General features: G+C 36.5%; 14 protein-coding genes. 6 read left to right on the top strand and 8 right to left on the bottom strand.

Features of this window, described 5'->3' with window-relative positions; genetic code table 11:
- Window positions 1-64: 64 nt before the first annotated feature.
- Together BUB48_RS12885 and BUB48_RS12880 are read left to right on the top strand one after the other, a co-directional pair.
- Window positions 65-1,468, top strand: coding sequence for a spore germination protein (locus tag BUB48_RS12885; protein ID WP_073026639.1), 1,404 nt, complete (start codon window positions 65-67; stop codon window positions 1,466-1,468).
- Entirely contained in the window at window positions 1,465-2,580 is a 1,116-nt protein-coding gene (locus BUB48_RS12880; RefSeq protein WP_073026638.1) for a Ger(x)C family spore germination protein, read from the top strand. Before BUB48_RS12885 ends, BUB48_RS12880 begins: the two co-directional genes overlap by 4 nt.
- A gap of 152 nt (window positions 2,581-2,732) precedes the next feature.
- Here the strand turns inward: BUB48_RS12880 and BUB48_RS12875 are convergent, their stop codons facing one another.
- The 3 genes from BUB48_RS12875 to BUB48_RS12865 form a co-directional block, all read right to left on the bottom strand.
- A complete protein-coding gene (locus BUB48_RS12875) occupies window positions 2,733-3,485 on the bottom strand; it encodes an exodeoxyribonuclease III (RefSeq protein WP_073026637.1) in 753 nt (250 codons plus the stop codon).
- Between the two features lie 62 nt (window positions 3,486-3,547).
- Window positions 3,548-3,754, bottom strand: a complete 207-nt coding sequence (locus tag BUB48_RS12870; protein WP_073026636.1) for a cold-shock protein — start codon at window positions 3,752-3,754, stop codon at window positions 3,548-3,550.
- 79 nt (window positions 3,755-3,833) lie between these two features.
- Complete coding sequence (locus tag BUB48_RS12865) at window positions 3,834-4,715, bottom strand: LysR family transcriptional regulator (protein ID WP_073026635.1); 882 nt, start codon at window positions 4,713-4,715, stop codon at window positions 3,834-3,836.
- A gap of 123 nt (window positions 4,716-4,838) precedes the next feature.
- Between BUB48_RS12865 and BUB48_RS12860 the strand changes: the two genes are divergently transcribed.
- Window positions 4,839-6,029: a coenzyme F420-0:L-glutamate ligase gene (locus tag BUB48_RS12860; RefSeq protein WP_073026634.1), complete on the top strand. Its 1,191-nt coding sequence runs from the start codon at window positions 4,839-4,841 to the stop codon at window positions 6,027-6,029.
- A 198-nt stretch (window positions 6,030-6,227) separates the two neighbouring features.
- Here BUB48_RS12860 and BUB48_RS12855 read toward each other — a convergent pair whose 3' ends face one another.
- Complete coding sequence (locus BUB48_RS12855) at window positions 6,228-6,596, bottom strand: VOC family protein (RefSeq protein WP_073026633.1); 369 nt, start codon at window positions 6,594-6,596, stop codon at window positions 6,228-6,230.
- A 165-nt stretch (window positions 6,597-6,761) separates the two neighbouring features.
- Here BUB48_RS12855 and BUB48_RS12850 point away from each other — a divergent pair, with 165 nt between their 5' ends.
- Together BUB48_RS12850 and BUB48_RS12845 are read left to right on the top strand one after the other, a co-directional pair.
- A complete protein-coding gene (locus BUB48_RS12850; protein ID WP_333782611.1) occupies window positions 6,762-7,442 on the top strand; it encodes an MBL fold metallo-hydrolase in 681 nt (226 codons plus the stop codon).
- An 11-nt stretch (window positions 7,443-7,453) separates the two neighbouring features.
- Window positions 7,454-7,951, top strand: a complete 498-nt coding sequence (locus tag BUB48_RS12845) for a GAF domain-containing protein (RefSeq protein WP_073026631.1) — start codon at window positions 7,454-7,456, stop codon at window positions 7,949-7,951.
- A 120-nt stretch (window positions 7,952-8,071) separates the two neighbouring features.
- Here the strand turns inward: BUB48_RS12845 and BUB48_RS12840 are convergent, their stop codons facing one another.
- From BUB48_RS12840 to BUB48_RS12820, 4 genes are all read right to left on the bottom strand, one after another.
- Window positions 8,072-8,404: an NUDIX domain-containing protein gene (locus tag BUB48_RS12840; protein WP_242944214.1), complete on the bottom strand. Its 333-nt coding sequence runs from the start codon at window positions 8,402-8,404 to the stop codon at window positions 8,072-8,074.
- 537 nt (window positions 8,405-8,941) lie between these two features.
- Window positions 8,942-10,183, bottom strand: coding sequence for a hypothetical protein (locus tag BUB48_RS12830; RefSeq protein WP_073026630.1), 1,242 nt, complete (start codon window positions 10,181-10,183; stop codon window positions 8,942-8,944).
- Between the two features lie 3 nt (window positions 10,184-10,186).
- Window positions 10,187-11,302 carry a DUF58 domain-containing protein gene (locus tag BUB48_RS12825; protein ID WP_073026629.1) on the bottom strand — a complete coding sequence of 372 codons (1,116 nt, stop codon included), beginning with the start codon at window positions 11,300-11,302 and terminating at the stop codon, window positions 10,187-10,189.
- A 9-nt stretch (window positions 11,303-11,311) separates the two neighbouring features.
- Window positions 11,312-12,256: an AAA family ATPase gene (locus tag BUB48_RS12820; RefSeq protein WP_073026628.1), complete on the bottom strand. Its 945-nt coding sequence runs from the start codon at window positions 12,254-12,256 to the stop codon at window positions 11,312-11,314.
- Between the two features lie 136 nt (window positions 12,257-12,392).
- On the opposite strand from BUB48_RS12820, the gene BUB48_RS12815 reads away from it, so the two are divergent.
- Window positions 12,393-13,334: a M15 family metallopeptidase gene (locus BUB48_RS12815; RefSeq protein WP_073026627.1), complete on the top strand. Its 942-nt coding sequence runs from the start codon at window positions 12,393-12,395 to the stop codon at window positions 13,332-13,334.
- The last annotated feature ends 30 nt before the right edge of the window (window positions 13,335-13,364 follow it).

Genomic DNA, 13,364 nt, shown 5'->3' with positions numbered 1-13,364 from the left:
TTTTGTATTGTTTATTTTGTGCATATTATTTCATATCATGCAAAAAATATGCTGGGTGATATTTATGGATTTAGTATCAGCAGATATGATAAGACAGAAGCTGAAGAGCAATTATTCAATCAGATACAGAAATATAGCCATAGATGAAGGAACTGTAGAAATAATATATGATGAAACCTTATGCGATGTTAAATTCATAAGCGAGTATGTGATTATGCCTATCTTAAATAAAAACAAGACTATCACAAATTCAAAGATGGTTGGCAAAGAGATAATCACCTCAGCTTCCGTTGGCTATATACAATCCGATGATGAAGCTATATTCCATATTCTGTCCGGTGACGCCATACTAATTTTTGATTTTCTCAGCAAGGCCATCTATTGCTCTGCCCCAGGCTTTCACAGAAGAAGCCTAGATACCCCTCCAACGGATACCATAATCAGAGGTCCAAGAGAAGGTTTCAACGAAGTTCTTCAGGACAATATTTCTGCTGTAAAAAGAAGAATAAAGGACCCAAATCTGAGATTTGAAAGCATGGAAATAGGAAAAAAATCAAAAACCCATGCGGTTTTAGCATATATAGAAGGCAACGCTCCTGAAAAGCTGGTAAATTTAGCGAGGAATAAAATCAATGAAATTACTGCCGATTACATATTTTATATAAGAGCCATTGAAGAGGAGCTCTATATGAATAAAACCACCTTCGCCACAATTGGTTACACAGAAAGACCTGACGTAGTGGCCTCAAGGCTTGCAGAGGGCAGAATAGCAGTGTTTCTTGATGGGACACCAGTGGTTTTAACGATGCCCTATTTCTTTGTGGAAAACTTCCATGTTACAGATGATTATACCATGGACAAATATACTGCTGCTTTAGGCATCATCTTAAGATGGGGAGCATTTTTGGCTTCTGTTTTGCTGCCGGGATTATATATAGCTTTATTTGCCTATCACTTTAACCTTGTGCCATTTATATTCATATTTCATATGGCTGCTTCAAGAGCAGGTGTACCCTTCCCTTTGATAGTGGAAACCGTATTGATGCTCACCTTCTTTCAACTGTTGAGAGAAGGTGGAATCAGGCTTCCTCAGCCCATTGGGCCCACATTGAGCATTGTAGGAGCTTTGATATTGGGTGATGCGGCAGTCAACTCGGGGCTTACCTCCCATATCACAGTTTTAATCGTAGCTGTCACATCCATTGCATCCTTTCTTACACCCAAAATATCCATATCAGTATTCTACTGGGATTTGATAATACTGATTTTTTCAGGGCTTATGGGGTTACCAGGCTTTTATATGGGGTTCGTGCTGTTTGTTTCCCGTATTGCAAGCCTGACAAGCTGCGGCTATCCATACTTATACCCATTAGGAACTTTGAAAACCTTTAAATACAATGATGTGATTTTTAGAAGCGATATTTCTGAAATAAGCCAATATGTTTTTGCCGAGGATGATGTGAATTGAAAATAAAGATGATTTGCCTCATATTAGCCTGTATTTTTATGCTCACTAGCTGTTACAATTATAAAGAAATAAATCAGGAGTATTTTGCTACCGCCTTGGGAGTAGATATAAATGAAAACAACAATATAGTTGTATTTGTAGAGGCTTTTGTTGCTTCCAGGACAGAAGGGCAGAAGGAAGGAAAAGAAAAGTCAATAATATTCAAAAAGGAAGGAGAAACCCTTTTTGAAGCCATAAGAAAAATAAACCTTAGTTCACGATATAAGGTAAATTATATGCACAACAAAGCCATACTCATCAGTGAAAGGGCTGCAAGAAAGGGCATGGATGAATTTATTGATATGCTATTTCGTGATCAGGAATTTTTATTCAGGCAGTACATATTTATATACGATGGTGACATAGAGGAATTGCTGAATGTTGAAACAAAGGAAGACCCCTTTGTGGGAATATTTCTCAACAGCCTTATGATGAACAAATCTGCCACAGCTGCGACCATTAATTTAACATTCGGCGAATATATGGCAAGAAAGGACATGGGAAGCAAAGTAAATATTATCAACAAGGTTTATCTAGTGCAAGGCCCTAAAGTTAAAGAAATAGGCATAAATAGCCTTGCTGTAATCAATGATGACAAAATGATAGGAGAACTAACCCTTGATGAAGGCAGAGCCTATAGCATCATCAAAGATCTTAAGTTTAGAGGGTTCTACCCCATTCCACACCCATCAATACCTGGCAAATCAGTAACATTGGAGATCTTGAGAACAAAGACCAAAAGCAATATTTATTATGATGGGCAAACCATACATGTTATAAAGACACCAAACATAAAGACTGTATTTTCGATGACCGAAGGGCCTATTGATCTGGAAAATAAAGAAATAAGAGAATATTTAGTAGAAGAAATTTCAAAAAATGTAGTAAGTGAATGCACAAAACTCTTCAAAAAATACAAGGATATGGGAGTTGATATATTGAACCTTAAATTAGAAATAGAAAGAAAATATCCAGAATTAGTTGCAAATGAAGACTTCCTGGATAATGTGCAGTTAAAAGTCATCCCTAAAATAAAACTTAATGGAAGCTCTGATGTGACAAATTATAATTAATAATAAACTGTTTCAAGCTTCTTTATACAATTATATGAAAGAAGCGAAGGGTCCTTTACTTATTCATATCAGAAAGCCCTTCGCTAAAATATTCAGTTTCATATCAGAAAGCCCTTCGCTAAAATATTCAGTACAACAGTAAAATCGTTTTATTAGAACAGTTCCAACACTATAGGGCAATGGTCGCTTCCCATAACATGGGAATGAATCTGTGCATCCTTCATCCTGTCCCTCAATCTTTCCGATACTATGAAATAGTCAATTCTCCATCCTATATTCTTAGCTCTGGCATTGCCCATGTAGGACCACCAAGTGTAGGCCTCTTCTTTATCGGGATAAAAATATCTGAATGAATCCACAAAGCCTGAATCTAAAAGCTTTGTCATCTTTTCCCTTTCCTCATCGGTGAACCCCGCATTTCTCCTATTGGCCTTGGGATTTTTTAAATCTATTTCTTTGTGGGCCACGTTTAAATCACCACAATAGACTATTGGTTTTACTTTATCAAGCTCCATGAGATATTTTCTGAAATCATCTTCCCATTTCATTCTATAATCTAATCTTGCTAATTCTCGCTGGGAATTGGGTATGTATGCATTAACCAGATAGAAATCCTCATATTCCAATGTAATAACCCTGCCTTCCTGATCATGCTCGTCCATTCCAATTCCATACTTAACGCTTATGGGTTTTTTCTTAGTAAACACTGCAGTACCTGAATAACCTTTTTTCTCTGCATAGTTCCAATACTGCTCATATCCCGGTAAATCCAAGACTATCTGATTTTCCTGCAGTTTTGTCTCCTGAATGCAGAAAATATCTGCATCCACTTCCTTGAAATAATCGAGAAAACCTTTGCTCACACATGCTCTGAGACCGTTTACATTCCACGAAACCAGCTTCATAAAAAACCTCCTGTTAATAATTATGGGCTGTTGCAGTACTTGCTACAGCCCCTTTTTCTTGCCTATTGAATCTTAACAACATTTGCTGCCTGAGGCCCTTTTGGTCCTTGTTCTATTTCAAATTGAACTCTCTGGCCTTCTTCAAGATTCTTATGGGGTTCATCTCCTTGTATAGCTTTATAATGAACGAAAACATCCTTTTCGCCTTCAACTTCTATAAAGCCATAACCTTTCTCGGAACTAAACCACTTAACTACTCCTTCTTTCATTAAAAGTCCTCCTAATTTGTTAAAACACTTTGTGATATTATTATATCACGATAATTAAAAAAAATGTGGCATCCGCCTATCAATATTTTCCTAATATTTGGACAAACCTTTCCGATGTAGGCGACAAAGAGACGCTTTTCAAAAAACATATGCCAATATTCCTCTTGGGGATATTTTCATTGATTTTTATTTCAAAAAGTTCCTTTTTTTTCAGATATTCTTGAGAAAATTCCCTTATCACACAGGATATGCCTAAGTTTATCCGTGCAAATTCCAGCAGCAGATCATGGGAACCCAGTTCTATTTCCGGTTTTATGCTTATGCCTTTAGATAAAAAAAACTTCTCCACATATAACCTTGAGTTGGATTTTGGTTCTAATAGTATGAGAGGAAGGTTGGCCAATTGTTCCAGGCTTAAAACCTGTGGTAGCTTATTCCTGTATAAATTGCCACATACAAAAATATCATGTATGTCCATTATTTTCATTATCTCCAGTGCAGGATCTTCTATTGGTAAGTTGCATATTGCAATATCTATCTCTCCGGATTTAACCAATGCACAAAGCTCCAAAGTAGTCTTATTGATTATTTTCAATTTTATGTTTGAATACAAACTATGAAATTTTTCCAAATATGGCAGCAAATAATGTCTCGATATGGTGTCTCCCACTCCGATTTTCAACTCGCCTGCCGATAGATTCTTCCATTCCTCAAGCTTCTCTTCACCCTTTTTTATAAGGTTTATGGCAGAGTTGGCATATTCATATAGCAGCTTCCCTTCATTGGTCAATATAACTCCTTTAGAGGTCCTGGTAAAAAGCCTAAGACCCAGATCTCTCTCCAATTGGGCTATTGCCTGGCTTACCGCAGGCTGAGTCATATAAAGTACTGCAGCGGCCTTTGAAAGACTTTGCTGCTTTGCTACTTCACAAAAAACTCTATATAATTCAAGCTTTATCAAGGTATAACCTCCTATTATACGGGCTATAACAGATATTTATTTTACTTATATCACATAATGGTATATAGTACAAGAGGGAAATGCATATTAATCCCAAAAAGTAAATTGTGAGGAGATGTTAAAATGGAAAGAATAGTTGGTACAGTGGTTAGAGGTCTGAGAACACCCATAATAATGCAAGGTGACGATATATCTTCAATTGTAGTGGATACAGTGTTGAAGGCCTCTCAATCTGAAGGCTTTTCCATATGTGACAGAGATGTTGTGGCCATAACTGAGTCTGTAGTGGCTAGATCTCAGGGTAATTATGCAAGCATCGATGCTATCGCAAAGGACATCAAGCGTAAATTCGGTGACGATACAATAGGAGTTATATTTCCCATATTAAGCAGAAACAGATTTGCTATTTGCTTAAGAGGTATAGCAAAGGGAGCTAAAAAGATTATCCTAATGTTCAGCTATCCTTCTGACGAAGTAGGCAATCATTTGGTTGATATAGATGTATTGGATGTGAAGGGCGTAAATCCTTGGACTGATGTATTGACAGAAGAGGAATTCAGAAACTATTTCGGCTATAATAAACATCCTTTTACCGGAATTGATTATATAGAATACTATAAATCCATAGTTGAAGAATATGGGGTTGAGTGTGAAATCATATTCTCCAACGACCCAAAAACCATATTGAACTATACAAAGAGCGTATTAGCCTGTGATATTCACTCAAGAAAGAGAACAAAAAGACTTCTTCTTGCCAATGGAGGAGAAAAAGTCTATGGCCTTGAAGATATCTTGACTGAATCCATAGACGGCAGCGGATACAATGAATTATATGGGCTGCTAGGTTCCAATAAAGCTACTGAAGACACCGTAAAACTATTTCCAAGAAATTGTAGGGAACTGGTAGAAAAAGTTCAAAAAGAGCTTTATGTAAAAACTGGCAAGACTGTAGAAGTAATGGTCTATGGAGATGGAGCTTTCAAAGACCCCGTAGGTAAAATATGGGAACTAGCTGATCCAGTGGTATCTCCTGGCTATACAGCAGGATTGGAAGGAACCCCAAATGAAATCAAGCTAAAATATATAGCAGACAACCATTTCTCTCATCTAAAAGGAGAAGAACTTCAAAAGGCCATATCAGAATATATAAAGAACAAGGAAGCTGATCTGGTGGGTAAGATGGAAACCCAGGGTACTACTCCAAGAAGACTTACAGACCTTATAGGCTCTCTCTGCGATTTGACTTCAGGCAGCGGAGATAAAGGAACACCTGTAATATATATTCAAGGCTATTTCGATAACTATACTAAGTAAAAGATTGCAATGCACCCTTAATCGCCCTTTGTGAATTCCAGGAAAATTATTCCTGGAATTCACTATTGTTTTAAATATACATGCCTATACAATGAAAGGAGTGGCAAAACTACTTTTTAAGTAGAAAATACCACTCCTTTTCCATTTTAATAGAAAAGCAGGAACGGTTCTATGTAAATCCATACCCACTGCTTTTGCCTATTTTGCAGGCAGAATCTCTATCCAATATCCATCGGGATCTTCTATGAAATAGATGCCCATTTCTTCGTTTTCAAAGCAGATCCATCCATTTTCCTTGTGATACTCATAGGCTGCCTCAAAAGCATCTACTCTGAAAGCAATATGGAATTCATTATCCCCCAGATCATAGGGTTCAGTCCTATCCCTGAGCCACGTCAGTTCCAACTGATGCTCAGTTATTCCGTCACCCATGAATACTAGGATAAAATCTCCATTTTCATGTTCTTTTCTTTTCACTTCTTGTAGGCCTAGTGCAGCTTTGTAAAAGGCTATGCTTCTATCTAAATCCAGCACATTAATGTTATTATGCTCAAATTTAAACTTCATAAGAAAACTCCTTTCATGATTTTATAGCTATATGTTTTCTTTTTTTCTGGTGATTTTTCAAATATAATTATAATTATTATACCAAAAAATAGTTAACAATAATACTTGATATATATAGCTTTTGGTATAATATATTATATTCATCATCTAAAAGGTGGTATGTCTATGAAAAATGTTAAGATTCAATACTTGTTTAACAGCGGTTTTTCAGTTGAAACTGAGAAACATCAACTAATCTTCGACTACTACAAGGGTTCTCCAAGGCTCACTCAAAAAGATACTATTGTGTTTGCTTCCCATGGTCATCCGGATCATTACAACCCTGATATACTTAAGTGGAAAAGCAACAAAGAAAACATAAAATATATTTTCAGCCATGATATTCAGCTAAATAGACCTGATGAAAGCATCACATTTATGTCTCCAGATGAAGAGACACGCATTGATGATACACACATAAAAGCTTTAGGTTCCACTGACCTTGGAGTTTCCTTCCTCATTGCTATTGATGGCCTGACCATTTTTCATGCGGGAGATTTGAACTGGTGGTATTGGTGGGACGATACTCCGGAAGAAATACGTGTTATGGAAGAAGCCTTCAAGAAAGAAATACATAAACTCAGGGATACAAATATTAATATTGCCTTTTTCCCTGTCGACCCAAGATTAAGACACAATTATAGCCTGGGGGGAGAATATTTCATAAAGGAAATAAGACCTGAGTATTTTATCCCCATGCATTTTGGTGAAGATTATGCTGCAATTAAATCCTTTATGGAAAAGGTTAAGGATTATTCAACAAAGGTTGTAGAAATCTCAGCCAAAGATCAGGAAATAAACTTATAGGAGGTTATTGTATGTTTAAACTCAATGGAATTGAAAAAATGAATGAAGAGCAAAAGCTCAGCTATATGCTGGTTCTATTGGAAGGTCAGTTATCTTCAGAAAAAGATGTTTTAGCAAACTTGTCCAATGCATCTGCCATAATAAAAGCTGTTATGGATAGGCTCAATTGGTCAGGCTTCTACATAATGAGAGATGATGAGCTGGTGCTGGGACCCTTTCAGGGATTGCCTGCTTGCAATAGGATAAAGCTGGGTTCCGGTGTATGCGGCACTGCTGCTTCTACCCGAAAAACTCAGATAGTACCTAATGTTCATGAGTTTCCAGGACACATAGCCTGCGACAGTGCATCCAATTCGGAAATAGTAGTGCCTATAATAAAAAACGATAAAGTATATGGTGTGCTGGACTTAGACAGTCCCGAATTCAACAGGTTTACAGAACTTGAAGCGAGATACCTGGAAAAGTTTGTTGAAAAGCTCAATATGTATATTGATTGGGACAAAATATAGATTAAGGTTATGTTAAAGAATGGTGCTGATAATATATTATTTTTAAGGGAATTTGTTAAAAGTTCCCTTAACTATTATCCAAATCATATTCTGGAATAATCTATTTTTTACCTAATAATTCTAGTGCTTCATTAGCCATTGTAATAATATTTTTTTGGATATTATCAGCATTTTCAACTCTTCTTGAGTATGCCACTTGAGCAAATTAGATTCTCCAACGGCGGGTCTTATTTCATAAGGTTTTGCAGTTGCATAATAGACAAAGTCTATATGCCAATGCTTTGGTGCTATTATTTCACCTAAAATTGTGTACATAGGATTTATTAATAGTTTTTCTCCTACTAATTCACAGGATTTCTTTAATTCTTTGATTACTGGGTCATATAGGCTTATTTCTAGGCCTGCTTCTTCGCATGCTTCACGAATACACGCTTCTTGCGGTAATTCATTCACTTCTATATGCCCACCCAAAGGAAGTATTTTTTTAGCCTTTTAATGTAAGTGCAATAATACTTTATCTTTATGAGCAATAAATACCGAAACTGTAAAGTGCCTGTCCATGTTTATGTTTCCTCCTCTATATTGAACACCAAATATTCCGCCATAAATACAACTCTTCATTCATCTGATTATACATTATATAATTGCAAAATCACAAGTATTTTACACGGGTTATATATAGATTACTCCTCTGACTGTAAAATCCTTTAATTTTGCATCAATATGAGAATATGACATTGCACTAGTAAATTTTTGCTTTTTGCAGTATCTTTCCCTGTGCTAAAGATTTCAAACCACTCAAACCAATACATATAGTTAGCGACATATTTAGCTGCAACACCATTAAAAACTATCCATCCACTTTTGCGCTCGCTATGGAAAGGTTAAACATGCTGTGCATGGTATATCCATTTCCTTGATTTGTTGAAGTTTTATGGCTGCATTTTATGCCTCTAATAGAATGATGTAGATATGCTCATTTTACGGTTCTCATCTCTTCAACCTTTTATAATAGTTGTAAAACCTCCTGGCATTATCCTTATCTCCCGAGTCTTCTCCGTATCTAATTTTTATATATATTTTCCTCATTTCATCCACAGATGCTTTGTCAAAGTTGGTTTCTGATTTTCTGCTGATATCCTGAGTAGTATCGGCTTTTAATATTTCGACTCCGTTTGTTACACATAGCCTCATAAACTTCTGATAGTAATACCTTATATACTCATCATACTTTCCTGCCATGAAAGGCAATGTGATTTTTCGTAATTTCTTATGATTCCTATCTCTGGTGATGAATTCCCTGATCTCCATATACTCTCCTTCATCATTCCTCTTGATATGATTATTTTTCATCAACATCCTCATAAAATGGTACAATGCAAGAAAAATCAGAATAGTTACCAACACATTTATGATAATCTTAAATATAATGCTTCTGTTTATGATCTCTATGAGGCTCTCGGTATTGTAAATCTCAACATTGTCAAAGTATGATCCCTGAGATTCCAAGAGTTCTCCAATGCTCTTTTTTTCCATAAGCGCCTTCATAAAGGCTATAGCATACTCTATTCCCTTGCCCATAATGATAAACACACCATAGAATATGAACACTATCCCTTGCACCAAAAGATCATATATGTTACCCACGACCTTAAAAATATATTGTCTCACTTGGGGTATGCTCAGGCCAAAAGATAATGCAACCACTATTATGGAATACCTTATATTGATCCTGTTGAGCTGGGTTATATCTTCGTTATATTGAAGGAGCCTGAAAGATCTGATGAGAATAACCGCAGTTACCAGAAAGATTATCATAAAAGGAGCTGATTTGGTTTCTATAACAACCATATTATGTGCAAATAAAGCCAGCAAGAACATGGCAGCCAATATAATAAGACCTTTATTAAATCTTTCCACGGCCATATAATAGCCTATTTCACCTAATCCTTTGAAGACCGTATACATGGAATAGAAAACTAATATCCCAATGAATATCATATCTACTAGGGTCTTTGCAAACATAAATATTACAAGAAACAAGACGCAGAAGCCATAGGCCTTCTTCCTGCTGCCCCGCTTTATCTCATGGGCTCCAAAAATCATGACACATACGATCAAATAGGTTATGCCGCTCAGCTTCACATCTCCAATAAAGGAAAGAAGATAACAGCATAATGCAAACATAATTGACACATCACTCAATATTCTTATAAAGACAAGCTGCTTCATAGTCTATTCCTTTCTTCCCACATAGGCAATTATTCCATCCTTAAGGTACTCAAGATTAGTTTCATGGAGAGATATTACCACCATTCTCATGGACTTATTGCTCAAAATATTGACAACATCTATATAGTCTTTAAGCATGACAGGGGTTATGATCACATATGTGGTATAGCTGCCGCTGTCCTTTGTCATGTTATCCAAGAGCTCATCAAAAGTCATAGTAATGCTGTATTCAATTCTACCCAGATTTTCAACCAGATTGTTATAATGGGCTCTCCCATACCCTACACCGGCAGTGCTACCGGAATTCAAAGCTCCACTATATCGAGCATTTGAAACAAGTCCATAGGGTATACCCGCTTCTTCAAATCTTTCCATAACTTCTCTTGTGATGGAGATGCATCTCTCTATATATCCTATATTAAATCCGCTCCAAAAAGGCTTCGAGCATTCAATATTCAAGGCTATCATAACGGTATTGTCTGTGGTAAAATCCAACTGTTTTACCATCAAGGCACCTGTCCTCAGGGAGGAAGGCCAATGTATGCTTTTCATGGGTTCGCTACCTGTGTATTCTCTTATACCTACAGTCAACAGTGGATCATCTATTATCCATCTTTTTACCGATATATCGCCATAATAGTTTCCATATGGGAGTATTTCATCATCCAAGCTGGTCTTCTTGGGCAAAACCACAATCTCCTGGAGATACTTCAATTCCTTGGTGGCAGTGTGAAAACCCAGCAAATCGCCTCCCAGAAGTATCACATCCCTTAGTACCATTCTTCCCCTGCGGCCAAATGATACCTTAACGCTCCTTTTTACTCTTTGATAGGGAAGCAACATCATTGTAGTCCTATGAAACAAATGCTCTTCTGATTTCGATATAGATGTTTTGAACTTAAATTTAATAACTGAGGGATATTTTTCTACTACCTGCAAAAAGGTCACAGGAAGCAGCTTTCTATTTTCAATTATGGTGCTTATCTCAAATTCCTCGTCCACTTCCACCACTTTTTTGCTGATTTCTCTGCTGTAATCTAAGTTATGAAGCACATATTTCCTAGATAGATAATTCAATGCAAATCCTATGAGTATTAGAAACACAAGTACATAAATCATAACAGACCCCTATATATCTTCCACCGGAACTTTTATACCCTTTAGAAGAAGCTCTGCAAATTCGTAAATATACTTTCCTTTGTTTATACCTTTTATTATCATCCTGTGATTCAATACATATGGTGCCATCTTCTTCACATCTTCGGGAATTATATAGTCTCTCCCCTGTATGGCAGCATAAGCCTGGCATGCCTTAAACAACGCAATGGCTCCTCTAGGACTAACTCCCAACTGTACCCTTTCGTCTTTTCTGGTAGCTTCTATGATATCCATAATATATCCCAAAACATCCTTAGAAACCTTCACATTTCTATAGTTATCCCTCACATATTGAATTTCTTCAGAGGTTATTGTTGACTTAAGCTGTTCTAAGGAATTTCCCGAACTATTCATCAATATTATATCTATCTCCTCATCCCTTTTTGGATATCCCATGGTTATCCTCATAAAAAATCTGTCCAGCTGGGCTTCAGGCAGTGGAAATGTGCCAAAGGATTCCACCGGATTTTGAGTTGCAAGGACCATAAAAGGCTCCTGAAGCTTTCTGGTAACTCCGTCTACTGTTATCTGCTTTTCTTCCATGGCTTCCAGCAAGCTGGACTGGGTTCTGGGTGTGGCTCTGTTTATTTCATCTGCCAAGATGAGGTTCGAAAACAATGGTCCTGGTTTGAACTCAAAATCTTGGATTTTCTGATTGTAGAAATTTATACCTGTGAGGTCTGAAGGAAGAAGATCCGGTGTGAATTGTATGCGCTTAAAATCGCTTCCTATGGTTTTTGCAAAGGCCTTTACAAGCACAGTCTTGCCTAGACCCGGCACATCCTCCAAAAGCACATGGCCTCCGCATATGAAGCTTACGATAATCAGTTCAATAACATCTTCTTTACCTACTATAACCTTTGAAACATTATCTACAACTTTATTCCTGAAATCTATAAATCTTTCCTTATCCATAATATCCCCCGTATAACATCCAACAAAATTAATATTAATAAATATAATATCACATTTTTCTTTTGATAACATGTGAAATATGCAGTGAATACTATGGAATAATAAGACAAGAAGTATTCATTAGGAGGTAAAACCATTGAAAAAGACACTTTTAAGATTGATTCAAATTTCTTCTATTGCAATCCTGTCCTTATTTAATATAGTTGATATACAGAATCTAAGAACATTAATAGAACCAGGAGATAATGAGTATGAAATAAGGATGAAACAGCATCTATTATGTCTTATGCTGGCATATCCTGAATATATAGTGGACTTGAAGCGTTCAGAGGACGACAATGTATATTTGATAATGAAATCAGGAAACAAAATACTTTATGATGATAAAAAGAATAAAAGCTTGAGTGAAAAAATAGCTGAACCTGACTTACAGGATATGATGGAGCAAATTTATCCCCTGGGACCCATAGATAGATTGATGGACATAGATTTTGACCCCGGCAGGGTCAGATCATATCCACTACTCAAAGAAGTTTATGGTGCTACTCGACAACAGGTCCAGTCAAATTTGGAAACCGTAAAAACTGATTACCTCAATATGAAATTCAATAGAAATAATAATGCGGCCAAAGCTTTGGAATCTGTTATGACTGAACTCATACCATTGGCGCAGGAAAGACCTGACATTAAAGCTTGTGTTATACCTTACTGTGGCACATTTAATTATCGTAAAATTGCAGGGACCAATCTGTTAAGCGCTCATGCCTTCGGTATAGCCATTGATCTGGCCATGGACAAGAGAGATTACTGGCAATGGGCTTCAAGAGAAGAAGGTGAAAAGAGGCTTAAATCTTATCCTATGGAGATAGTTCATATATTCGAAAAGAATAACTTCATATGGGGTGGCAAATGGGGACATTTTGATATCCTCCATTTCGAGTACAGGCCTGAAATAATAATGATGGCTTCCTATTTCGGAAATAGAAAAAATACTAAAGAACTTTGGTATGAAGGTGCACCCATGGGCAATGAGCTGGCAGTAAAATATATAAAACGCATCGATGAAGTTATCAGATAATTTATTAATTTTTATATAATTTTAGTAATT

Origin of the sequence: Lutispora thermophila DSM 19022 (genome assembly GCF_900142105.1) — a bacterium.
In the GTDB taxonomy this organism is placed as follows: domain Bacteria; phylum Bacillota; class Clostridia; order Lutisporales; family Lutisporaceae; genus Lutispora; species Lutispora thermophila.
This window is presented reverse-complemented; position numbering and strand designations above follow the sequence as displayed.